Here is a 22,344-nt window from a genome sequence, read left to right on the forward strand (position 1 = left end):
CCCCCGCAGAGCGAAGGAGCCCGTCCCGTGAGCAGCGCACCCGATCCCGAGCCCGAGCACTACGACGTCCTGGTCGTCGGGGCCGGCATGGGCGGCGTCTGCGCCGCCGCCCGGCTGGCCGACGCCGGCCAGCGGCCGCTGCTCGTCGAGCGGCTCGACCGGGTCGGCGGGCGGGCCTCGACGTTCGAGGTCGACGGCTTCCGGATCAACACCGGTGCGGTCGCGATCGAGTACGGCGGGACGATGGAGCGGACCTTCGACGAGCTCGGGATCGGCGACCGCTTCGCCCTCCGCGACCCGCAGCCGGCGAACCTCTTCCAGGTCAAGGGCAAGGTCATCGACCCGGCCAAGGGCGGCTGGAAGTTCCTGATCGACCAGATGACGCGCAAGGGCGCCGGGGTTCTGCAGAAGCTCGGCGGGGCCCGCAAGGGCGAGCTGCCGGAGGAGCAGGTGACGCTGGCCGACTGGGTCGGCGGGGCGACCTCGAACGCGACCGTCCACCGGCTCTTCCGCAACCTGGCGGCGGCGATCTTCGCGGTCAACGCCGACGAGATCCCGGCCCGCGCGTTCCTCACCTACTTCACCCAGAAGGGCGCCTTCAAGCACTTCGGCTTCCACCCCGAGGGGACGATCGGGATCACCGGCGCGCTGGCCGACGTCGCGGTCGAGCGCGGCGGCGAGCTGTGGCTGGAGAGCGAGGTCGTGCGGCTGCACGTCGACGGCGGCCGCGTGACCGGGGCGACGATCCGGCGGGCCGGCGGCGCGGAGGTCGAGGTCACCGTCGGCGCGGTGATCTCGAACGTCGGGCCGGTGGCGACCGTCGACCTGGTCGGCGACGAGGCGATCGGGGCCGACTACGCGGCGCGGATCCGCGAGCGGTCGAACCCGAGCGCCAACATCATCGTCCACGTCGCCAGCCGCCGGCCGCTGATCGACGCGCCCGGGCTGCTGCTCTGCTCCGACACCGACCGGGTCTGCAACCTCGGCAACATGACCGCGACCTGCCCCGAGCTGGCGCCCGAGGGCTGGCACCTGACGGTCGCCTACGCGGTCCCGATCCCGGCCGTCGGCGACTTCGACGCCGAGCACGAGGTCGAGCGGTCGCTGGAGGAGCTGCGCGACGCCTTCCCGGTCATGAACGACCCCGAGACGCGGGTGCTCGACGTGCGCGTGATGCGCGGCGACTGGCCGGCGCAGCGGGCGGTGTCCGGCTACGAGCTGCCGCGCGAGACCCCGCTCGACAACCTCTTCAACGTCGGCGACGGCGTCCGTGACTACGGCAGCGGCGGCACCCAGTCGTGCGCCGAGACGGCCAAGGCGGTCGTCGACGAGCTGCTCGGCGGCGTCCCGGCCGGGAGCGCGCGATGACCACCGCCGACTGGGACGCCCTGATCGAGGCCGACCGCGTCCACGGATCGCTCTACACCGATCCGGAGATCTACGCGGCCGAGCTGGAGCGGATCTGGTACCGGACCTGGGTCTACGTCGGGCACGAGAGCGAGGTGCCGGAGCCCAACGACTACGTGGTCAAGTCGATCGGCCCGCAGCCGATCATCATGAGCCGCGACAAGCAGGGGCAGATCCACCTGCTGCTCAACCGCTGCACCCACCGGGCGAACCTGGTCTGCGACGCGGCCAAGGGCAACTCCAGCGCCTTCCGCTGCCCGTACCACGGGTGGACGTTCTCGAACACCGGCAAGCTGCTCGGCTACCCGTTCAACTCCGGCTACGGCGGGCCCGAGGCGAAGAAGGACCTCGGCCTCGGCCGGGTCGCGCGGGTGGCCAGCCACCAGGGCTTCGTCTTCGGCTCGTTCGCGGAGGAGGGGCCGTCGCTGCTGGAGCACCTGGGCGCGGCGGCCGAGGCGATCGACCGGCTGGTCGAGCTGTCGCCGAGCGGCAAGATCGAGCTGTCGGCGGGCTGGCTCCAGCACGAGGCGAAGGCCAACTGGAAGATGCTGGTCGAGAACGAGACCGACGGCTACCACCCGCAGTTCGTCCACGCCTCGATCTTCAGCGTCGCCAAGAGCGGGATCGGCGACCTCTACGGCGAGAAGTCGACGGCGGTCGCGCGCGACCTCGGCGGTGGCCACAGCGAGAACGACCTGCGGCCCGAGTTCCGCCGGATCGGCGAGCCGATGGGCTGGTTCGGGACCACCGCCGAGCGGCTGCCGGAGTACGTCGCCCACCTGGAGGCGGCGCGGGGGGCCGAGCGCGCGCGGGAGATCATGATCGACGGCGCCCCGCACGTGATGATCTTCCCCAACCTGTTCATCGCCGAGATCCAGATCTTCGTGATCCAGCCGCTGGCGGTCGACCGCACCGTCCAGCACGTGACGGCGATCCAGTACGCGGGCGAGCCGCAGCTGAACCGGCGGATGCTGCAGCAGACGATCGGCTCGGTCGGGCCGGCGGGGCTGCTGCTGGCCGACGACACCGAGATGTACGAGCGCAACCAGCGGGGCGTGCACGCGCGCAATCCCGAGTGGCTGGTGCTGAAGCGGGGAACCCACCGCGAGCGGCGCGACGAGGCCGGCTTCACGATCGGCGACGCCACCGACGAGGTCCCGCAGCGGGCGATCTGGCGCCACTACCGAGAGCTGATGGAGGAGGAGCGATGAGCGGCGACCTGCTGCGCGAGGTCGAGCGGTTCCTCTACCGCGAGGCACGGCTGGCCGACGAGCACGAGTACGACGCCTGGGAGGCCCTGTGGGCGGACGAGGCGATCTACTGGGTGCCGGCCAACGGCGACGACATCGACCCGACGAAGCAGATGTCGGTGATCTTCGACAACCGCTCGCGGATCGCGACCCGGATCAAGCAGCTCCAGACCGGCAAGCGCCACGCCCAGACCCCGCCCTCGGCGCTGCGCCGGCTGATCGGCAACGTCGAGCTGCTGGAGGCCGATCCGGAGCACCCGGACGAGATCGCGGTCGGCTCGAACTTCCTGATCCACGAGGCGCGCGAGCGGGGGGTGACCCTATGGGCAGGGCGCTACGAGCACCGTCTGCGCCGGACGGCCGACGGCGAGCTGCGGATCGCCTACAAGAAGGTCCGGATCGTCGGCAACGACCGCCCTCTCCACACCCTCGCCTTCCTGATCTGATGAGCGAGCGGCGCGAGCGCTCCCTGCCCCTCGGCGAGGCCGCGGCCGGCGACACCCCGGTCGAGCTGGTCAGCGAGTTCGCCGCGGTGTCGCTGGTCGTCGACCGCGACGGCAACGGCCCGCGGCTGCGGATCGAGGACCTGAAGACCGGCCAGGTCGGCTTCCTCGACCCGCTCGAGCTGGAGACCCTGGCCTGGCTGCCCGAGGGCGCGCTGCAGCGGTTCCTGGATCCGTCGTTCCACCGTTGGCGGGAGGAGGGGGAGCGGGGGTAGGGGCCGGCGCCCGCTGGACCGCGGGCGCCGCGTTGCGGGCGCCCTACTCCCCGTACAGCCGCTCGATCGCCTCGGCGTACTTGGCGTCGATCGGCTTGCGCTTCAGCTTCATCGTCGGCGTCAGCTCGTCGCCGCCGGGCAGCCATTCGTCGGCCAGCAGCAGGTGGCGCTTGATCTGCTCGACCCGGGCCAGCCGGGCGTTGGCCCGCTCGACCGCCTCGGCGACCGCGGCCCGCACGCCCGGGTCGGCGGCGACGGCCGCGACCGAGCCGTCGGGCAGGCCGTGGCGGGCGGCGTGGGCGGCGGCCATGTCGGGGTCGAGCACCAGCAGGGCGACGTTGTAGCGGCGGTCGTTGCCGATCACCGCCGCCTGGCCGATCAGCGGGCTGGCCGCCTTCAGCTCCTGCTCGATGTTCGCCGGCGACATGTTCTTGCCGGCGGCGTTGATGATGATCTCCTTCTTGCGGTCGACGATCGCCACGTGGCCGTCGTCGTCGATCGAGACCACGTCGCCGGTGGCGAGCCAGCCGTCGGCGTCGATCGCCTCGGCGGTCTTGCCCGGCTCGCCGCGGTAGCCGGCCATCACGATCGGCCCGCGGACGAACAGCTCGCCGTCGTCAGCCACCCGCAGCTCGACGCCCGGCGCCGCCCGGCCGACGGTCCCGATCCGCCCCGCGTCGGGCGCGACGGCGGTGATCAGGACCGTCGCTTCGGACATCCCGTAGAGCTCGATCACCGGCAGCCCGATCGCCAGCAGGAACTCGTGGACGTCGCGCGAGAGCGGCGCCGCCCCGATCACGATCCAGCGCACCTGGTCGAGGCCGAGCTTCGCGCGCAGCCGCGAGAGGACCGCCTCGTCGAGCGCGGCGTGGCGCGCGGCCAGCTCGGGCGGGACCGGCTCGCCCGCCTGCTCCAGCCGGACCTTCTCGCGGCCGACCGCGATCGCGCCCTCGAGCGCGGCCCGTCGCTGCTCGTCGGGCTCGCCGGCGATCCCCGCCTCGAGCGCCGCCTTCAGCTTCTCCACCACCCGCGGCACGCCGCCCCAGATCGTCGGCCGCAATGCGGGCAGCACCTGGGCGATCCGCCGCAGGTCGTCGACGCAGGTCACCTGCGTGCCGAGCATCGCGTTGTTGTAGTGGCTCGACCAGCGGTCGGCGGCGTGGGCGGACGGCAGGTAGCTGGTGATCCGGTCGCCGGGGCGGATCTCCAGCACCGAGGCGATCGCGCGGACGCTGAAGACCACGTTGGCGTGGGTCAGCTGGACCCCCTTCGAGGGTCCGGTGGTGCCCGAGGTGTAGATCAGCGTCAGCACGTCCTCCGGCCGCACCGCCCGCCAGGTCGCCTCGAAGTCGAAGCCGGGCGACGGCCGTCGCTCCAGCTCGTCGAGGTCGATCGCGTCCGCGGCCGGGCCGTCGACGGTGACGAAGGTCGTCGGGCGCTCGCGGCCGGCCGCGGCGGCGCGGGCGCGGTCGAGGAAGGCCGCCTCGGTCACCACCACGTCGCAGCCGGCGTTGGCGTACAGGTGGGCGATCTGCTCGGGCGCGAGCGTCTGGTAGATCGAGAACGGGACCGCGCCGAGGTGGAAGGCGGCGCTGTCGACCAGGTGGAACTCGGGCCGGTTGACCAGCAGGATCGCGACCGTGTCGCCGTGGCGCACGCCGAGCGCGTGGAGCCCGCGGGCGATCCGCTCGACCCGCCGCGCGTACTCGCCGAAGGTCAGCTCGACCGTGCCGTCGGCGTCGCGCAGCGCGATCCGGTCGGCGTGGGCCGCCGCCGTCGCCTGGAACGCCGCCGGCAGCGTGGTGGCGGTCGGGTCGGCTTCGACGACGTCGACGCGGCGGGGCGTCGCGGTGGTGGCCATTCGGGGTCCTCCCTCGATCGACAGACTGCACGGCCACTATGGCCGGACACAATGTCCGACGATTGTAGGGTGTGGAGCCGCGGCGGTGGGGCTGGGGCGAACGTCACACCCCCACCGCCCCGTCCGCGTCGTGCGACGTTCGCCCCCGCCGGCGTCGGGGAACGTCGCACGGCGGTGGGGGCGGCCGCGGCGTGTGACGTTCGCCCCGCGCGCCCGGCCCGCCCGCCGGCCCGTTCCGCTCAGCCGCCGCGTCGCTGCAGCGTCCGCGCGAGCAGCGCGAAGCCGGCCACCGCCCAGACCGCCAGCACGGCGACGGCCAGCAGGTGGTGGCCGAAGATGTCCTGGTCGACCGCACCGTCGACCAGCAGCCGCATGCCCTGGGTGGTCGGCAGCGCCTGGAGGATCCCGTCGACCACCGGCGAGAGGCCGGCGTCGACCAGGAAGACCGGCGTCAGCGCAGGGAAGAGCAGCACGCCCATCCAGGTGTTCAGCTTGTCGGGGCTGCGGAACAGGTAGGCCAGCCAGAGCCCGAAGCCGATCAGGGCGATCGCCAGCCCCAGCGCCCCGAGCACGAACAGCCCCGGCCGCGGGACCGGCAATCGGGTCAGCAGCACCGTCCCGGCCGTCGCCACCGCGCCGTAGGTCAGGCCGACCAGCGCCTTGGCCGTCAGCACCTCGCCACCGCGCGCGGCCAGCAGCAGCGCCTCGAGCGTCCGCTTGTCGATCTCCTCGGCGAGCACGATCGGCGTCACCAGCAGGCCGATCATCCCCAGCAGCATCGCGACCGCAGCGAGCGCGAAGAAGCGCCGCAGCCCGAGCGCGTCGTAGGCCGACTGGTCGGCGGCGGGCACCGGTCGCAGCGCCACGCCGACCGCCGGCGGCCGGTCGGCCAGCCGCGCGATCGTCGCCGGCACCAGGTCGGCCAGGCTCGCGACCGTCGGGTCGGGGGAGGGACGGGCCAGCAGCGTCAGCGGCGGCGCGCGGCCGGCGCGGGCGTCGGCCAGCAGCCCGTCGGGCACCACGATCGCCAGGTCGACGTCGCCCTTGGCCACCTGCTGGCGGGCGCGTGGCTGCTCGCGCTCGCGCTCCACCTTCAGGTCGATCGCGCGGTCGACGTCCTTCGGCAGCGCCGCGGCGACGCGGGCCGCGTCGGCGCTGGCGCCGACCACGGCGACCTTCGCCGAGGGCCGCGGGGTGTCGTCGTCGAAGGCCAGGGAGTAGAAGACGCCGAGCCCGATCGGGATCAGGATCGCCACCAGCACCCGGCCGTCGCGGATCGCGTCGACCAGGTCCTTGCGGTAGATCGCCAGCATCCGGCGGAGGTTCATCGGCGGCCCTTCGGCTTGTAGGGCCAGACCAGCCAGTGCCACCAGGGGCGGCGCCCCGGCGGACCGTCGTCGGGCGGGGCCGCGTCGCCCTCGCCCTCCTCGCCGTCGGCGTCGAGGCTGCGGCCGGCCAGCGCCACGAAGACGTCGGCCAGGGTCGGCTCGTCGCTGTGGACGGTCACGATCCGGCCCTCGGCCGTCCACCGCGCCAGCCGGTCGTCGGCGGGGTCGGTCAGCGCCACCTCGTGCTCGCTGCGGTCGTCGAGCAGCACCCGCGCCCGCCGCTCGCCCTGCTGCTCGGCCAGCGACAGCTTCAGCTCGCGCGGGGTGTCGAGCGCGATGATCCGGCCCTCGGCGAGGAACGCGACCCGGTCGCAGAGCTCGTCGGCCTCGGTCATGTCGTGGGTCGTCAGCACCACGGTCGTGCCGCCGGCGCGCAGCTCGCGGACGATCGAGCGCAGGGTCCGGGCCGAGGTCGGGTCGAGCCCGCGGGTCGGCTCGTCGAGGAACAGCACCTCGGGGTCGTTGACCAGCGCCCGCGCCAGCAGCAGCCGCTGGCGCATGCCGGTCGAGTAGGTGCCGACCTTGCGATCGGCGGCGTGCGCGATCCCGACCCGCCGCAGCAACGCCTCGACCCGCTCGCGGGGGACGTCCTGGAGCTCGGCGAACAGCTGCAGGTTCGCCCGCCCGGTCAGGCGGTCGTAGAGGTTCTGGTCCTCGAAGACGAGGTTCAGCCGCGCCCGCGCCTGCTCGCGCTCGTCGACCACGTCGTGGCCGGCGACCGCGGCCCGGCCGGCGGTCGGCGACGTGCGGCCGGTGAGGACGCGGATCGTCGTCGTCTTGCCGGCGCCGTTGTGGCCGAGGAGGCCGAAGACCTCGCCGCGGTGAGCGGTGAAGCTGACCCCGTCGAGGGCGCGGACGTCGCCGTAGTGCTTGGCGAGGCCGTCGACGATCACCGCGGGGGACGGCTGCTCGGCCGCACGCTGGTCGGGCATCGGCGCGGACGTTAGCAGCGGCCCCCGGCGGGATCGTCGGGCGCGTGGGCGCTCGTGGACGTTCAGCCGACCCGGGCGCCCGGGCGGAAGCGGATCGGCAGCGACGTCAGGCCGTTGGCCCACGACGACGCCAGCCGCTGCGCCGGTCCCGCCTGCTCCAGCTCGTGGAGCCGGCGGACCGTCTCCTCGAAGATGATCCGCAGCTCCAGCCGGGCCAGGCCGGCGCCGAGGCAGAAGTGGCGGCCGCCGCCCCCGAACGCCATGTGGGCGTGCTCGGCGCGGGTCACGTCGAACCGCTGCGGGTCCTCGTAGCTGGCCTCGTCGCGCGACGCCGACGCGTACCAGAGCATCACCTTCTCGCCGGCGGCGATCGGCTGGCCGGCGAGCTCGGTGTCGGCGGTCGCGGTCCGCACGAAGTAGTTGACGACGGTCGTCCAGCGCAGGATCTCCTCGACCGCCTGGGGGATCAGCGCCGGGTCGCGGCGCAGCTTCTCCAGCTCCTCGGGGTGCTCCAGCAGCGCCAGCATCCCGCCCGAGGTGGTGTTGCGGGTGGTGTCGTTGCCGGCGAAGACCAGCAGCGCGAAGAAGGTCATGATCTCCGGGTCGGCGAGCGTGTCGCCGTCGACCTCGGCGTTGCGCAGCCGCATCACCAGCGAGTCGTCGTTGCCCTCGGCGGCCTGGCGCTCGACCTGCTCGTGCAGGTACATCGCCATCGCCATGAAGGTCTCGACCGCCTGGGCCGGCTCGATCGCGCGCTGGGCGGCCTCGATCTGCTCGGTCCACTCGTAGAGCTGGGGCACGTCGTCCTCGGGGATCCCCATCAGCTCGGCCAGGACCAGCAGCGGCACCCGGACGGCGACCTCGGCGGTCCAGTCGCAGGCGCCGCGCTCGATCACCTCGTCGAGCACCCGGGTGACGACGGCGCGGACGTCGTCCTCCATCTTCGCCACCGTCGCCGGCACGAACGCGCTCTGCAGGATCTTGCGGTACTTCGTGTGCTCCGGCGGGTCCTTGTAGAGCAGTACCGCCCGCACCAGGTCGAGCGGGGCGACCTGGTCGCGCTGGACGAAGATGCCCTCGGCGTGGGAGGAGAAGGTCGCCGTGTCGCGGCTGACGGCGGCGATCTCGGCCGCCCGGGTGAGGGCCCAGAAGCCGCCGAAGTGCTCGGTCTCGTTCCACCGGATCGGCGCCTCGGCCCGCATCCGCGCGAACAGCTCGTGCGGGGGTCCGTCGCGGAACCAGGTCGGGTCGGTCAGGTCGACCTCGGCCAGGTCGACGGCGGGGGCCGTGGTGGTGGATGTCATGCGCCGGGACCCTCCTCGGGAGTTGTTCGGACACTACGTCCGGACGGTGTGTCACAGGCTACACGAGCGCCGTCGCCCGGTGGGATCGATCGGGCGCGGGAACGCGCGAGGCCGGCGCAGGGCCGGCCTCGGGGCGGGAGGGGCTGTCGACGCGGGCGCTCAGCCGCGGCGGGCCGGGGCGTAGAGCGTGTTCCAGACGATGTCGGTGTAGGCGTCGATCAGCTTCTCCAGCTCGGCCGGCGACGCGGTCCGGACCAGCTGGTGGAGGCCGCGCTCGGCCATCCAGGTCAGCCAGCCCGCGGTCTGGCCGGGCAGCAGGTCGGCGTCGACGAAGCCCGCCTTCTGGCCCGCCTTGATGTGCTTGCGGAGCCCGGCGACGTTGTTGTCCATCATCTCGGTGACGAGATCGCGGACGTTGGCGTCGTAGGCCGCGGCGTCGTAGACGGCGGCCATCAGCGTCGTGTGCGGACGGTAGGTCTTGACGATCTGGTCGAGCGCCGCCCGGACCTCGTCGCGGGTGGCCTCGGCGCCCAGCGCCCACCAGGCGTCGGCGGCCTCGGTCACCTCGGCCCGGATCTCCTCGAACCAGGCGGTCAGCAGGTCGCCCTTGTCCTCGAAGTAGACGTAGAAGGTCGAGCGCGAGACGCCCGCCTCCGAGACCATCCGCTCGACGCTGATCTCGGTGAAGCTCTCGCCGTCGTCCAGCAGCCGCTCGACGACCGCGAGCAGCTTGGCCCGGATCTCCTGGCGCCGGTCGGCGCGACTCCCTTGGCGCTTGCGGGTCACCGACGGCATGGCCCTAACGGTAGCGGCCGCCGCCGTCGCCGAGCCTGGCTCAGGCCGCCTCGAAGCGCACGACCTCGGCCGAGTCGTCCTCGACCACGGTCCCCGCCTCGAGCAGCAGGTCGAGGTGGCCGAGCACCTCGGAGAGGGTCAGGAACGCCTGCGTGACGGCGATGTCGCCCCACATCGTCGTCGCCAGCTGGTGGGCCGAGCGGGGGCCGTGGGTCAGCAGGCTCAGCAGCTGCTCGGCGCGCCGGTCCTGGTGGCGGATCCGGTCGTCGATCAGGGTCCGGTGGTCGGTGACCGGGCCGCCGTGGCCGCCGAGGCCGATCTCGATCTCCAGCTCGCGGGTGGCCAGCAGCGAGCGGCGGTACTGGAGCAGCGGCTGCGGGCGGCGGCCGTCCCAGCTGCCGTCGAGCGGGCGCTGGATCAGGGCGTTCGAGGAGACCTTCGCCAGCAGGTGGTCGCCGCAGATCGCCAGCCGCCGGGCGGGGTCGTGGAAGAGCGTGTCGGAGGGCGAGTGGCCGGGCCGGTGGAGGACGGCGAAGCCGTGGCCGTCGAGCGTGACCGTCTCGCCGACGGTCAGGCGGCGGTCGACGGCGACCGGCGCGCCCCAGTGCTGGACCAGCCGCGCGACCGCGCGCAGGGCGTCGGCCACGTGCGGCTCGACCCCGTGGCGGAGCATCAGCTGGCGGGCGTCGTCGTCGTCCTCGGCGGAGAAGGTCAGCCAGTCCTCCAGCACCGGCGCCAGCAGGTCGAGGCAGGTGACCGGCGCGCCGCTGCGGTGGGCCAGGGTCGCCGCCAGGCCGATGTGGTCGAGGTGCTGGTGGGTGATCAGCAGCTGCTCGACGTCGTCCAGCCGGTGGCCGAGCGTGGCCAGGCCGGCCTCGAGCACGTCGAGGCTGGTGGCCGCGTTGGGACCGCAGTCGACCAGCGTCAGCGGATCGCCCTCGACGAGGTAGACGTTGACGTCGCCGATCGCGAACGGCGTCGGCAGCGGTAGCCGGTGGATGCCCAGCTCGCGGGCCGCGTCGAGCGCCTCGCGTTCGCGGTCGGTGAGCTGGCTGAGGCGAGCGGACATGGGCGCCCGACTCTAGCCGCAGCGCACGTGGGGACGGGTGATCGGGGTCATCCCCGGGGTTCCTGGTACGGTCCGTCTGGACATCATGTGTGAACGACGTGACGGACGGACCGCCCGATGACCACGGGGATCCACGCCTACGCCGCCTACGTGCCGCGCTTCCGGCTCTCCCACGGCGAGCGCGGCGACGCGCTCGGCCAGCCCGGCGGGCGCGGCGAGCGGACCGTCGCCTCGTTCGACGAGGACACGACGACGATGGCCGTCGAGGCCGCCCGCCGGCTGCCGGCGGCGGCGATCGACGGCGCCGTCGACCTCTGGTTCGCCACCACCGCCCCCGCCTACGCCGACAAGGCCAACGCGACCGCGATCCACGCCGCGCTCGGGCTCGACCGGGCGGGCTTCGCCGTCGACCTGGTGGGCTCGGTCCGCTCGGCGGTCGGCGCGCTGCGGGCGGCGGCGGCCGGCGGCGGGCTGGCCGTCCTCTCCGACCTCCGTGGCGGCCGCCCCGGCTCGGCCGACGAGCGCGACGGCGGCGACGGCGCGGCCGCGCTGCGCTTCGGTCCCGCCGAGGGCGCGCTGGCGGTGGTCGTCGCCCACGCCTCGGCGACCGCCGAGTTCCTCGACCGCTGGCGCGCCCCGGGCGAGGCCGCCAGCCGCCAGTGGGAGGAGCGGTTCGGGCTCGAGCGCTACCTGCCGCTGGTCGAGGACGCCGTCGCGCGGGCATTGGCGACCGCCGGCCTGGAGGAGGTCGACCACGTCGTCGTCTCGTCGCCGCACGCCCGCAGCGCCGCCCAGGTCGTGCGCCGGTTCCCCGGCCGGACGGCGGCCGCGGCGCCGGCGATCGGGGCCTGCGGCGCGGCCGACCCCGGACTGCGGCTGGCCGCGGTGCTCGACCGCGCCGGACCGGACGAGACGATCCTGCTGGTGGTCGCGGCCGACGGCGCCGACGCGCTGGTGCTGCGGACGACCGCCGCGATCGCCCGCGACCGCCCGGCGCGGACCGCGGCGGGCGTCGCCGCCCAGCTCGCCGGCGGCCGGCCGCTGCGCTACGCCACCTACCTGACCTGGCGCGGCCTGCTGGAGCGGGAGCCGCCGCGGCGGCCCGAGCCGGATCGCCCGGCCGCCCCGCCGTCGGCCCGCTCGGCGGCCTGGAAGTTCGCCTTCACCGGCGCCCGCTGCCGCGACTGCGGGTTCGTCCACGTGCCCCCGATCCGGGTCTGCAAGCGCTGCCACGCCGTCGACCGGATGGAGCCGCTGCCGCTCGCCGGGCGGGCGGGGACGGTCGCCACCTTCACCGTCGACCGGCTGGCGTTCTCGCCCTCGCCGCCGCTGACCGACGTCGTCGTCGACTTCGACGGCGGCGGCCGCTGCACGCTCGAGCTGACCGACGGCGCGCCCGACGAGGTCGCGATCGGGACCCGGGTCGAGACGACGTTCCGGCGGCTCTACACCGTCGAGGGGGTTCACAACTACTTCTGGAAGGCGCGGCCGCTCGCGGTCGCCGCCGGCGAGGACTGAGGAGCGCGCGATGGCCAGCAACGGGATCCGCGATCGGGTGGCGATCGTCGGCATGGGCTGCACGCCGTTCGGCGAGCACTGGGACCGCTCGGCCGACGACCTGCTCGTCGACGCCGTCCAGGAGTGCCTGGCGGCGACGCCCGGCGTGGCGATCGACGACGTCGACGCCTTCTGGCTCGGCACGATGAGCTCCGGCCAGTCGGGGATGGTGCTGTCGAAGCCGCTCGGCCTCGACTACAAGCCGGTGACGCGGGTCGAGAACTTCTGCGCGACCGGCTCGGAGGCGTTCCGCAACGCCTGCTACGCCGTCGCCTCCGGGGCCTACGACCGGGTGATGGCGGTCGGGGTCGAGAAGCTGAAGGACTCCGGCTACTCGGGCCTCGTCCGCAGCAACGTCGCCGGCGACGGGACCGCGCCCGAGCTGACGGTGACCGCGCCGGCGGCCTTCTCGCTGCTCGATCCGGCCTACTGCGCCCGCCACGCCGTCGACCCGCAGGCGATGCGCGACGCGATGACCCACGTGGCGTGGAAGAACCACCGCAACGGTGCGCGCAACGAGCGGGCGCAGTTCCGCCGCGAGATCGCCAAGGAGAAGATCGCCGGATCGCCGATCGTGGCCGGCCGGCTGGGGGTGCTCGACTGCTCGGGGGTCTCCGACGGGGCCGCCTGCGCGCTGATCGTGCGGGCCGAGGACGCCCACGAGTACACCGACCGGCCGGTCTTCGTGAAGGCGCTCTCGTTCGCCGCCGGGCCGGCCCGCGGGCCGATGGATCCGGACTACGACCACACGACCTTCGAGGAGGTCGTGCGGACCGCCCGCGACGCCTACGTCCAGGCCGGCATCGACGACCCGCGGACGGCGATCGACCTGGCCGAGGTCCACGACTGCTTCACCCCGACCGAGATCGTGCTGATGGAGGACATGGGCTTCTCCGACCGCGGGCGGGCCTGGCGCGACGTGCTCGACGGCGCCTTCGACCACGACGGCCGGATCGCGGTCAACGTCGACGGCGGGCTGAAGAGCTTCGGCCATCCGGTCGGGGCCAGCGGCCTGCGGATGCTGTTCGAGTGCTGGCTGCAGTTCCGCGGCGAGGCGGGCGCGCGCCAGCTGCCGGATCCGCGGCTGGCGCTGACGCACAACCTCGGCGGGCGGCCCGGCAGCTGCGTCTCCTTCGTCTCGATCGTCGGCCGCGAGCGCGACCGATGACCGAGGCCGGCCTTCCCCACCCGTTCCCCCCGGAGAGAGAGGACCCCGTGCCGAGCACGATCGACGAGCGCCGCGCCGCCCTGCGCGCGCGCTTCCCCGCGTGGACCCCGCGGACCCTGGACGCCTGGCTCGAGGCCTGCGCGGAGCAGCACGGCGAGCGGCCGCTGGTGATCACCGACGAGCGCACGCTGAGCTACGCCGAGACGGCGGAGTGGGCCCGGCGGCTGGCCGACGGCCTGGTGGCGATCGGCGTCCGGCCCGGCGATCACGTCGGGCTGCTGATGGCCAACGAGCTGGAGTTCGCGCCGCTGAAGTTCGCGATCGCGCGGGCGGGGGCCGTCGCGATCCCCTTCAACTACCTGTACCGGCAGGAGGAGCTGGCCTACGTGCTGGCGCAGTCCTCGTGCCGGACGCTGATCACGATGACCGGGTTCGCCGGGCTCGACTACCCGGCGATGCTCGACGCGGTCGCGCCCGGCTGGGAGCGGCTGGGGGAGGGCGGCGAGCGGACGGCCGAGCTGCCGGAGCTGGCGCGGGTGGTGCAGCTGCCGAACGGCGGCCCGGCGCGCGAGGGCGTGCTGACGGTGGAGGGCCTGGCGGCGCTCGGCGACGCGCACCGCGGGGCGTCGGACGGGGCCCGGCGCGCGCCCGACGACGTCGGCGACATCCTCTACACGTCGGGGACGACGGGCTCGCCGAAGGGCGTGCTGGTGACCCACGACGCGGTCCTGCGGACGGCCCACGGGTCGGCGCTGACGCGGGCCTTCGAGGACGGTCGGCGGATCCTCTTCTCGCTGCCCTGCTACCACATGTTCGGGTACGTGGAGGGGCTGCTGGCGGCGACGATGGTCGGCGGGGCGATCGTCCCGCAGACGGCGTTCGACCCGGGGGGCTACTTCGCGGGAATCGAGCGCCACCGGGCGACCGACGTCCTCTGCGTGCCGACGATGACGGTGGCGCTGCTGGAGCACCCGCAGCGCGAGCGGTACGACCTGTCGTCGCTGACGGCGATCCTCTCGGGCGCGGCACCGGCGCCGGTCTGGCTGTGGGAGAAGGTCCAGGCCGAGCTGGGCGTGAGCGAGATCGTGACCGGCTACGGGATGACGGAGACCGGCGGGGCGATGACGCTGACCCGGCCCGAGGACCCGCTGACGCTGACGTCGGAGACGGTCGGCCGGCCGAAGATCGCGGGCGCGGCGGGGCTGCCCGGCGGCGACGGGCCGCTGACCGAGTACCGGACGATCGACCCGGTGACCGGCGAGCCGCTGCCGGCGGGGGCCGAGGGCGAGCTGGTGTCCCGCGGGCCGACGAACATGCTGGGCTTCTGGGCCAAGCCGGAGGAGACGGCGAAGGCGATCCACGACGGCTGGGTCCACTCGGGGGACCTGGGGCGGGTTCGCGAGGACGGGTACCTGCAGATCACCGGCCGCAGCAAGGAGCTGTACAAGAGCGGCGGCGAGCTGGTGATGCCGAAGGAGATCGAGGAGCTGCTGAGCGCCCACGAGGCGGTCAGCCAGGCGTTCGCGATCGGGGTGCCCGACGACCGCTGGGGCGAGGCGGGCTGCGTCTGCGTCGTTCGTCACCCGGGGGCGGAGCTGGGGGCGGAGGACGTGATCGCGCTCTGCAAGGCCAGCCTGGCGCGGTTCAAGGTGCCCAAGCACGTGCTGTTCCTCGACGCCGACGAGTTGCCGACCACGCCGACGGGCAAGGTCCAGAAGTTCCGGCTGGTGCGGCTGGCCCAGGAGCGACTGACCCCCGTCCCGACCGAAGGATCCCGATGACCCAGCGTCTCCGTTCCGCCGTCGTCTGCGAGCCGCTGCGGACCCCGGTCGGCCGCTACGGCGGGGTCTTCCGCGACCTGACCGCGACCGACCTGGCGGCGACGGTGCTGCGCGAGCTGGTGGCGCGGGCGGGGCTGGGGGAGGGGCAGGTCGACGACGTCCTGTTCGGCCAGTGCTACCCGAGCGGCGAGGCACCGGCGATCGGGCGCGTGGCGGCCCTCGATGCCGGGTTGGGCGTGGAGACGCCGGGCTTGCAGGTCGATCGGCGGTGCGGGTCGAGCCTGCAGGCGGTGGTGATGGCGGCGATGCAGGTCCAGACCGGGGTGAGCGACGTCGTGATCGCCGGCGGGGCGGAGAGCATGAGCCAGGTCGAGCACTACGCGCCGGCGCTGCGCTGGGGCGCCGGAGGGGACGGCGTCCAGCTGCACGACCGGTTGGCGCGGGCCCGGGTGACGGCGGGCGGGCGGGACTTCCCGGTCGAGGGCGGGATGCTGGAGACCGCGGAGAACCTGCGGCACGAGTTCGCGATCCCGCGCGAGGAGCAGGACGAGCTGGCGCTGCGGTCGCACCAGCGGGCGGTGGCGGCCCAGGAGGAGGGGCGGTTCGCGGAGGAGATCGTCCCGGTGACGGTGCCCCAGCGCCGGGGCGAGGCGGTGGTGGTGGACCGGGACGAGCACCCGCGACCGGAGACGACGCCGGAGAGTCTGGCCCGCCTGCGCCCGATCCGCGCGCGGGTGGACCCGGAGTCGACGGTGACGGCGGGGAACGCCAGCGGCCAGAACGACGGGGCGGCGGCCTGCATCGTGACCACGCCGGAGCGGGCGGCCGAGATGGGCCTGCGCCCGTTCGCCCGGTTGGCCTCGTGGGCCGTGGCCGGCGTCCCGCCGCGGACGATGGGCATCGGCCCGGTCCCGGCGACGGCGAGGGCGTTGGAGCGAGCCGGGTTGGAGATCGCCGACCTCGACCTGATCGAGCTGAACGAGGCCTTCGCCGCCCAGGTGCTCGCGTGCACCCGGTCGTGGGGTTTCGGGAAGGCGGACTTCGAGCGCCTGAACGTCAACGGCTCGGGCATCTCCCTGGGCCACCCGGTCGGCGCGACCGGCGTCCGGATCCTGACCACGCTGGTCCGCGAGATGCGACGGCGCGGGGCTCGCTACGGCCTGGAGACGATGTGCATCGGCGGCGGCCAGGGGATGGCGGCGGTGTTCGAGGGGCTGGGGTAGGCCCACACGGCGCGAGACCCCGCACCAGCGGAGGTCTCGCGCCCGTTGCGGCTACGGCAGGATCGGCGGCGCCGCGCCGTGCCGCCGCACCTTCAGCACGCCGACCGACTCGAAGGCGACCGCGAAGCGGTCCGCGGCGCCCGCCGGGGCGTTGGGGAGCCGGCCCTGGCAGACGGCACGGACCGTCCCCGGCTGCTCCAGGCTCACGTGCGAGATCACCTGCACCGTCGCCGCCAGGTTGGCGTCGGCGCTCCAGGTGTTGCGGCCGGCCCCGATCGGCGAGCCTCCGTTGATCGCGAAGAAGCAGTCGACCATGGCGTGCGCCGGGCCGCTGGGGGCCGCCGACATCGTGAGCTGGTAGTCGCCGGCGGGCAGCTCGAAGGCCGGGGACTGGATGCCGCCGACGGCCTCGGCGGTGCTCTCGACGCGCACCGCCGGGTCGAGCTTCCTGCCGAAGGTCGGCCCGTAGGTCCAGAGCTCCGGCAACGCCGCGCCGGCCTCGCCGGGCGGGCCCTGCGGTCCGGCCGGGCCGCGCTGGTTGATGACGAGCTTGCTGCTGTCGTCGCCAGCTGCACGCGAATTGCCGGGTCGTCCGTCGAGGCGACGATCCACCGTGGAAATGCTCGTACCCACCGCGAAACACCTCCCCCGGAGTTTTTGCGCGTCCGGCCAGCATCCGCTGCGGCGCCTCCGGTCGGGTTCGTCGAGAGGGCATCGGCGCGAGTCTGGCGGCGGCGCGAATCCTGGAGCGGGGGGGGGTCTGACGATGGCCGACCTTGATCTGATTGAGCTGAACGGTGCCTTCGCGGCACAGGTCTTGGAGTTTCGGCGAAGGACTCGACGTCACGAGTCCGGGAACCTTCCTGTGCCACCGGTGGAGCGACTCGTGTGCGGGTCCTGGCGACGTTGGTGCGGGAGATGTTGAGGCACGGCGCGTAGCACGGGCTGGAGACGATGTGCGTCGAGTGAGGGCGGGGGCGGCGGCAGCCGAAGGGCGAGCGTGGCACTGGCCGCCGCCCGTCGGAATCAACCGGCCGGGTCACGGTTGTACCCGTTTCGATGCGGCCTGTCGGCGGGAGCGACGAGACTGACAGACACCGGGCGATCTGAGGGGCTCCAGGCCTGCACTAGAGTCGCAAAGGATCGACGGCTACCACAAGGACCCGATGACGACCGATAGCGCCGACCTGGGCGAGTCAGACGAGACTTCGAGCGATGGTTTTCCGCCCGCCGAGCGGAAGGTGGTCACGCAGAGCTACGACCTGTCTGTGCAGACGCTCGACGAGCGCTGGAGCAGCCGGGACCTCATCCTGCCGGACATCCAGCGTGAGTACGTGTGGGACAACCCCCGAGCGTCCCGCTTGGTTGAATCGCTGCTCCTCAATATTCCTATTCCCGTTCTCTACTTGGCCGAGACGACAGACGGTAAGTGGGAGATCTTTGACGGGCACCAGCGAATTCGGTCTGTGGTCCGCTATTTGCACAACGAGTTTCGCTTGAGTCGCCTGTCGGTCCTAGCCGAGCTGAACGGTCTGCGGTTTCATCAACTGCCGGAGAGGGAGCAGCGCTTTCTCAAGAGCCGGATGATGAGAGCAGTGGTCATCGGTGAAGATTCGCACCCCAGTATGAAGTTCGAGATCTTCGAGCGGCTGAACACCGGCGCGGTGGTGCTCAACGCGCAAGAACTTCGCAACTCCCTTTACCGCGGCCCGTTCAACGACCTGCTCCGGGACCTCGCGAAGAACGATGTCTACCGACAAGCAATCGGGACTCGGGCACCGCGGAAGAGGATGGTCGACGAGGAGTTCGCGCTCCGGTTTTTCGCCCTCGCGGACCGCGTCGAGGCCTACAAGCCGCCGCTGAAGAAGTTCCTAAACGAGTATATGAGGAGTGTGCAAGACGCTTCGGAAACGACCATCAAAGGTCTCCGTGGTCGCTTCTTCGAGACCGTCGCGCCCATCGTCGAGGTATGGGGTGCCAGTGCGTACCGCCAAACCAATCGCCGAGGCGTCGCCACGGAACGGGCCCCGAATCGCGCGCTGTTCGACGCTCAAATGGTCGCGTTCGATCTGGTGAATGACAAGGAACGGATCCCGTCGATGACAAAGTCGATCGTCCGGGAGTTCGCGGATCTCTACGAGGACGAAGACTTCCGGTCGGCAGTTAGCCTGGCCACGGGCGATAGATCGCGGACGCTACTCCGCATTCGGCGTTCGGCGGAGGCGCTGCAGGCGGCGGGACTGGACGTGACCATACCCCCCGCTCTCTTGTCCTGACCGTTGCCATGGCTTCATCCGCATTGCGAGCCTTCCAGCGGGCGCTGGGAGAAATCCAGGATCTGGAGCGGGCGGACCCAACTCCCTCAGGAGGAACACCTGCTGACTCCCGCGTCGCTCGAGCGGTGGGACGGGCATCGGTAGTTCTACTGACGAGCCACTTTGAGCGCTACGTCTACGCTGCGAACGAAGAAGCTTCGCGGGCCTTGGTTGCCGCACTGGACGGTGCAGAGCGGATCCCCGAAAGCATGAAGCTGTTGCATTCTCGACCGGCGATCGAGGAAATGATCGAGACGGGCTGGGAGAAGCGTGGGGCCAAGCTCCACGACTTCATGGCGTCTGACGGATGGCTCTGGAGCGGCGGAGGAACCATTGTCCTTGAGCACGATCGGCTGCTGCGCTGGATGAAGACCCCGTCGCCGAAGAACCTTGTCCGCTATTACAAGTATTGGGGTGTCGACGACGTCTTTAGGGCTGTGACGCGAACTGCGCACACGCGCACTGAGTTGTGGCTTCGGATCGATGAGATGGTCACCAAGCGGAACAACATTGCGCATGGCGACGCCAGCACCGAAGCGACACCGGCAGACCTCCGGTCCTACAAGGCCGCAGCTAGGCGCTTCTGTGCGCGAGCGGACCGGCAGTTGGCACGCGCCGTATCGAGGATCGGCGGGTCTGCTCGCCCCTGGTAGGTGCGCGGCCATGGGGCTGGCTAGGTGTAGTTCCTAGGGACGTTGTTCCATCCGGGGAGCCCCTGTTCGGGGAGGCTGGGAATCGCCAGAACCCCAGTCACCGAACACGAAGGGCTTCCCGGATGGACCTCCACGCTAACGCGGCACTCACGCTGCGCGGGAGACGACGCGTCATCGAGATGCGTCGACAGCAGCGCTCGTTCGCGGAGATCGCGCAAGCGATCGGAGCGAGCGAGCGCTGCTGTCGCACGTGGTGGCGGCGGTGGCAGACCGAGGGCGACCCGGGGCTGCGGGACCGCTCCAGCCGCCCAGAACGATCGCCGAACCAGACCCCGCCCGATCGCGTCGACGCGATCCGGCTGCTCCGGGGCCTGCGATTCACCGGGCCCGAGATCGCGGAGGTCCTGACGATGCCTGTCTCGACCGTCTCCCGGGTGCTGAAGCGCGAAGGACTGGGCAAGCTCGGCCGGATCGGACTCGAGCCCGCCAAGCGGTTCGAGGTGTCCCGGCCCGGCGAGGTGCTGCACATCGACACCAAGAAGCTCGGCCGGATCCAGAACGGGCCCGGGCATCGCGTCACCGGCAACCGCCGCCGCAACGCACCGCGACCGACCGATGCTGCCGGGGTGCGCCGGTTCCAGGTCGGCTGGGAGGCCGTGCACGTCGCGATCGACGGCCACACCCGTCTGGCCTACGCCGAAGTCCTCCCCGACGAGAAGGCCACGACCACCATCGGCTTTATCCACCGCGCCCTGGCGTTCTACGCCCGCCACGGCATCACGGTGCAGCGAATCCACAGCGACAACGGCTCCGCCTACCGCTCCACGATCTTCGCGCTCCATCTGCGCCTGGCCGGGATCCGGCACACCCGCTCCAGGGCCTACCGGCCCCAGACCAACGGCAAAGCCGAACGCTTCATCCGCACCCTCCAAAACGGCTGGGCCTACGGCGCGATCTACGGCTCCTCAACCGACCGAACCGCCGCCCTTGACGGCTGGCTCGACTACTACAACCATCGCAGGCCCCACGCCGCCCTCGGCGGACCCCCCGGCCAGCCGAACCCCCGGCCAACCGGAACAACGTCCTTAGCCCTACATCTAGGAGGGCCTTCGCTGGCCCTTCCGGCCCGCCTGCCGCCTAGCTGCACGTCTCCGTCGCCCGAGCGAGCTTCCGAAGCTGGCGTTCTTGCATCAGCGGACAGAAGCGCATCGGCCAGCCCTTGCGCCTACGATTCAGACCGTGTCTCAAGCCGCTATCCGTTCCCTGGCACTAGCCGACGTTGACTGGGACTGGGTCGCGAGGATGCGCGCTGAAGGCGAGACGCTGTTCGTTGAGTGCAAAGCTGACATCGGGCGAGGTGAAGGGTTTCAGATCGCGAAGGCCGTCTCGGCGTTCGCGAACACCCTTGGTGGCTGGGTCCTCATTGGGGTCATGGACGATGGTTCGCTCAACAGCGAATGGCACCCGCCGACAGTGGAGCTTGTGGACCGTATTCGGCAGGCTCTCCGCGGCCAGGTCGACCCGTTGCCCGCTTTCGCGGCGCGCGTGGTCGAGGGGCCGGCGGGCAGTTCGGTCGGCGTCGTCCGCGTATACGAGTCCAGTGACACCCCGCATGTTCTCAAGACGGGCCAGGTCCTCGTACGGGAGCCGGCTGAGGATCGTCGTGTCTATGTCTCCCGCCCGGTGGCGACCAATTTCGAACTCGCGTCGTTGATCTCACGGGGGCAGTTGTCGCGGGCACGCACCGACGAACTCCTGCGCCGAACTAACCCCACCGGTTCCGCAGGGTTGGCCGTGGCCCATGGCGTCCACTCCCGGATCACTCTAGCCCTCGCGCCGCTGACCCTCAGTGGCCGTTGGCGGGATTGGCCTACGACGAGCGGTGCCGCTGAGGCGATGACGTTGCTCCTAGAAGGGCTGGGAGCAAGCGCCGAAACGGTTCAGATTCGCCCGCGCATGGATGGACTTGATGGCGTTGCTCGTACGTCGGACCTCGTCCCGTGGACTCCGGGTGGCGCGATGGCCTTTCGCAAGTTGATCGAGACGAGCGCCCGCAACGATGGTCTTCTGACCTGCGCCGTATCGTGGTTGGGCGAGCATCAGGACGGGCTCCTGCACTGGGAGCGCAGGCTTGGAGAGGGTGGCCTCGTTGTAGCCGAAATCGAGGGCTTGCTAGGCCCCCTTGCCGACTCGCTTGGAAAGAGTGAGCTCCTTGGCCGCTACGCAGCTCGCATCAAATGGGACGGGTTTGGAACCTTGTTTCGCATAGATCCGCACGATCGCGTTGGTGGTGATGCCATGGCTCATTGGGATGCGAGTGGGGACCTCGTCGTCGACGGTGACGCCGGGCAGAACGAGAGCATCAGCCTCGCACATCGATGGGCGCGTGTCGCTGCCCGCGGATCCGGAGTTCCGGTCTGGGATGCCTGAGGCGAGACGGGACGATCCCCGGCCTGCGGGTGCTGGCGCGGTTCGGCGAGGTGACGGCCAACCGCTCGCTCTGGTTCGCCCGGCGCGACGTCGCGCGCGGGCGGTGGCGGCGGTAGCGGTCGCGTTGCAGGCCGTCCGCGCCTGGGCGCCGATGCACCTGGACCGGCTGGCCGCGATCCACGCCGCCGACCTGGGTGGGACGGTCGAGGACTGGCAGGCGTTCCCGGCCACCGTCCCGTGGTCGTTCTCCCCGGTTGGTGGGCCGTTCCTGGTCGGGCAGCAGCAGGTGGCCGACACACTCCACCGGTCCGGCTCCCTGCCCGAGCCGATGATCGTCGTCGTCGAGGCTCACGAGCCGGCGCCGGCCGAGGCGGTGCGCGCGGCGCTGACGGCGGCGGGCGGGCAGCCGGCGGTGCGGCTCCGAGCGGCGCGGGGGTAGGGGACTGAGGGAGGGGGCCGCGGCGCGTCGGGCCCACTCGCCGCGGCGGACGCG

Annotated in this window: 20 protein-coding genes; 13 read left to right on the forward strand and 7 right to left on the reverse strand. The window is 72.2% G+C overall.

Annotation, left to right across the window (positions count from 1 at the left end; all coding sequences use genetic code 11):
* Positions 1 to 27 precede the first annotated feature (27 nt).
* The 4 genes from SH587_RS17170 to SH587_RS17185 are packed head-to-tail and all read left to right on the forward strand — an operon-like array spanning position 28 to position 3,375.
* Positions 28 to 1,368 carry a phytoene desaturase family protein gene (locus SH587_RS17170; RefSeq protein ID WP_320671868.1) on the forward strand — a complete coding sequence of 447 codons (1,341 nt, stop codon included), beginning with the start codon at positions 28 to 30 and terminating at the stop codon, positions 1,366 to 1,368.
* Positions 1,365 to 2,618 carry an aromatic ring-hydroxylating oxygenase subunit alpha gene (locus SH587_RS17175; protein ID WP_320671869.1) on the forward strand — a complete coding sequence of 418 codons (1,254 nt, stop codon included), beginning with the start codon at positions 1,365 to 1,367 and terminating at the stop codon, positions 2,616 to 2,618. Before SH587_RS17170 ends, SH587_RS17175 begins: the two co-directional genes overlap by 4 nt.
* Positions 2,615 to 3,103: an aromatic-ring-hydroxylating dioxygenase subunit beta gene (locus SH587_RS17180; protein ID WP_320671870.1), complete on the forward strand. Its 489-nt coding sequence runs from the start codon at positions 2,615 to 2,617 to the stop codon at positions 3,101 to 3,103. The genes SH587_RS17175 and SH587_RS17180 overlap by 4 nt, the downstream gene beginning before the upstream one ends.
* Entirely contained in the window at positions 3,103 to 3,375 is a 273-nt protein-coding gene (locus SH587_RS17185) for a hypothetical protein (RefSeq protein ID WP_320671871.1), read from the forward strand. Before SH587_RS17180 ends, SH587_RS17185 begins: the two co-directional genes overlap by 1 nt.
* A 43-nt stretch (positions 3,376 to 3,418) precedes the next feature.
* On the opposite strand, the gene SH587_RS17190 is transcribed toward SH587_RS17185, so the two are convergent.
* The 6 genes from SH587_RS17190 to SH587_RS17215 form a co-directional block, all read right to left on the reverse strand.
* Positions 3,419 to 5,236 carry an AMP-dependent synthetase/ligase gene (locus SH587_RS17190; RefSeq protein WP_320671872.1) on the reverse strand — a complete coding sequence of 606 codons (1,818 nt, stop codon included), beginning with the start codon at positions 5,234 to 5,236 and terminating at the stop codon, positions 3,419 to 3,421.
* A 239-nt stretch (positions 5,237 to 5,475) separates the two neighbouring features.
* Complete coding sequence (locus SH587_RS17195) at positions 5,476 to 6,564, reverse strand: ABC transporter permease (protein ID WP_320671873.1); 1,089 nt, start codon at positions 6,562 to 6,564, stop codon at positions 5,476 to 5,478.
* On the reverse strand, positions 6,561 to 7,556 hold the full coding sequence (locus tag SH587_RS17200) for an ABC transporter ATP-binding protein (protein ID WP_320671874.1): 996 nt from the start codon (positions 7,554 to 7,556) through the stop codon (positions 6,561 to 6,563). The genes SH587_RS17195 and SH587_RS17200 overlap by 4 nt, the downstream gene beginning before the upstream one ends.
* Positions 7,557 to 7,618: 62 nt before the next feature.
* Entirely contained in the window at positions 7,619 to 8,860 is a 1,242-nt protein-coding gene (locus tag SH587_RS17205) for a cytochrome P450 (protein ID WP_320671875.1), read from the reverse strand.
* 159 nt (positions 8,861 to 9,019) lie between these two features.
* Positions 9,020 to 9,655, reverse strand: coding sequence for a TetR/AcrR family transcriptional regulator (locus SH587_RS17210; protein ID WP_320671876.1), 636 nt, complete (start codon positions 9,653 to 9,655; stop codon positions 9,020 to 9,022).
* A 40-nt stretch (positions 9,656 to 9,695) separates the two neighbouring features.
* Positions 9,696 to 10,724: an MBL fold metallo-hydrolase gene (locus SH587_RS17215; protein WP_320671877.1), complete on the reverse strand. Its 1,029-nt coding sequence runs from the start codon at positions 10,722 to 10,724 to the stop codon at positions 9,696 to 9,698.
* A 117-nt stretch (positions 10,725 to 10,841) separates the two neighbouring features.
* Between SH587_RS17215 and SH587_RS17220 the strand changes: the two genes are divergently transcribed.
* From SH587_RS17220 to SH587_RS17235, 4 genes are read left to right on the forward strand one after another with little or no spacing between them, the layout of a single operon-like run.
* A complete protein-coding gene (locus SH587_RS17220) occupies positions 10,842 to 12,242 on the forward strand; it encodes an OB-fold domain-containing protein (RefSeq protein WP_320671878.1) in 1,401 nt (466 codons plus the stop codon).
* A gap of 10 nt (positions 12,243 to 12,252) precedes the next feature.
* On the forward strand, positions 12,253 to 13,449 hold the full coding sequence (locus SH587_RS17225) for an acetyl-CoA acetyltransferase (RefSeq protein ID WP_320671879.1): 1,197 nt from the start codon (positions 12,253 to 12,255) through the stop codon (positions 13,447 to 13,449).
* A 47-nt stretch (positions 13,450 to 13,496) separates the two neighbouring features.
* A complete protein-coding gene (locus SH587_RS17230; RefSeq protein WP_320671880.1) occupies positions 13,497 to 15,230 on the forward strand; it encodes an AMP-binding protein in 1,734 nt (577 codons plus the stop codon).
* Positions 15,227 to 16,453 (forward strand): acetyl-CoA C-acetyltransferase, encoded by a 1,227-nt coding sequence (locus SH587_RS17235; protein WP_320671881.1) that lies wholly within the window; start codon positions 15,227 to 15,229, stop codon positions 16,451 to 16,453. Before SH587_RS17230 ends, SH587_RS17235 begins: the two co-directional genes overlap by 4 nt.
* 51 nt (positions 16,454 to 16,504) lie before the next feature.
* On the opposite strand, the gene SH587_RS17240 is transcribed toward SH587_RS17235, so the two are convergent.
* A complete protein-coding gene (locus tag SH587_RS17240) occupies positions 16,505 to 17,065 on the reverse strand; it encodes a hypothetical protein (protein WP_320671882.1) in 561 nt (186 codons plus the stop codon).
* A gap of 554 nt (positions 17,066 to 17,619) precedes the next feature.
* Here SH587_RS17240 and SH587_RS17245 point away from each other — a divergent pair.
* The 5 genes from SH587_RS17245 to SH587_RS17265 all read left to right on the forward strand — a co-directional run bounded on the left by SH587_RS17245 (position 17,620) and on the right by SH587_RS17265 (position 22,290).
* The gene (locus SH587_RS17245) at positions 17,620 to 18,729 is read left to right on the forward strand and encodes a GmrSD restriction endonuclease domain-containing protein (protein WP_320671883.1); all 1,110 of its coding nucleotides are present in this window, start codon (positions 17,620 to 17,622) and stop codon (positions 18,727 to 18,729) included.
* Positions 18,730 to 18,737: 8 nt separating this feature from the next.
* Positions 18,738 to 19,421: a HEPN domain-containing protein gene (locus SH587_RS17250; protein WP_320671884.1), complete on the forward strand. Its 684-nt coding sequence runs from the start codon at positions 18,738 to 18,740 to the stop codon at positions 19,419 to 19,421.
* 122 nt (positions 19,422 to 19,543) lie between these two features.
* Entirely contained in the window at positions 19,544 to 20,704 is a 1,161-nt protein-coding gene (locus SH587_RS17255; protein ID WP_320671885.1) for an IS481 family transposase, read from the forward strand.
* Entirely contained in the window at positions 20,661 to 21,851 is a 1,191-nt protein-coding gene (locus SH587_RS17260; protein WP_320671886.1) for an AlbA family DNA-binding domain-containing protein, read from the forward strand. The genes SH587_RS17255 and SH587_RS17260 overlap by 44 nt, the downstream gene beginning before the upstream one ends.
* Positions 21,852 to 21,975: 124 nt before the next feature.
* Positions 21,976 to 22,290: a type 2 periplasmic-binding domain-containing protein gene (locus SH587_RS17265; protein WP_320671887.1), complete on the forward strand. Its 315-nt coding sequence runs from the start codon at positions 21,976 to 21,978 to the stop codon at positions 22,288 to 22,290.
* The last annotated feature ends 54 nt before the right edge of the window (positions 22,291 to 22,344 follow it).

The sequence above is a fragment of the Patulibacter defluvii genome, from assembly GCF_034096925.1.
Classification (GTDB): Bacteria; Actinomycetota; Thermoleophilia; order Solirubrobacterales; family Solirubrobacteraceae; genus Patulibacter; species Patulibacter defluvii.